The organism is Salinicola sp. 4072, from assembly GCF_036663415.1.
GTDB lineage: Bacteria > Pseudomonadota > Gammaproteobacteria > Pseudomonadales > Halomonadaceae > Salinicola > Salinicola salarius_A.
On sequence record NZ_JAXOVV010000089.1, the window covers coordinates 1 to 624 of the forward strand.

The 624-nt window shown below is 49.8% G+C and carries 1 pseudogene; it reads left to right on the forward strand.

From position 1 onward, the window contains the following. Positions 1-120 (forward strand): annotated as a pseudogene (locus R3F72_RS18600) (IS630-like element ISHsp2 family transposase); the annotation flags it as partial. Between the last annotated feature and the right edge of the window lie 504 nt (positions 121-624).

Here is a 624-nt window from a genome sequence, read left to right on the forward strand (position 1 = left end):
CGGCAGATGAAGTACACCTGGCTGCCCTTGAGTGCCTATCTCTCGTTTGAACGTCTACGTGAAGAGGTACACCGCTTACTCGGTGGTTACGGAACTGATCACGCGATTAATTTTGAATAGGCACTTATCTCTTCTACCCAGCAGTTAGCGAGCACCTCCGTTCGCTACCAAGTCCCGGTTGATCGGGCTGGGAAGCTTTACTTAAGCAGCGAACACCTTGCCAGCGATTCAGGCCAATCAATGGTAATCGAAGCTGCATTATACAACTCTGCTGATCAGCTACTAGCTAGCGACACCGACAACAGTGGACACTTCATGATCACCGAGGACGTAACACCGGGGCAGTACTACCTTGAGATAAAAGGTTCTGCACTGGGCAGTGTCAACGAGTCAAACAGTCGTTACAACATACACATGGGATTTGAATAGCTGTCGGGTCCCGTGTGATTAACCACCCGCCTGGTAAATAAGTCAGGCCGTTTAGTCTGCCATTCTTTCATCATCCCGCCTCATTCACGAGGGTGCTGATTGAGCGGTCTGAAGGTACTGACTGGTGGCATCGCTTATCAGGATCGGCTTCTTCAGCGCGAATAGCTGTTGAGTAATGCCAAAACGCTGAAATTT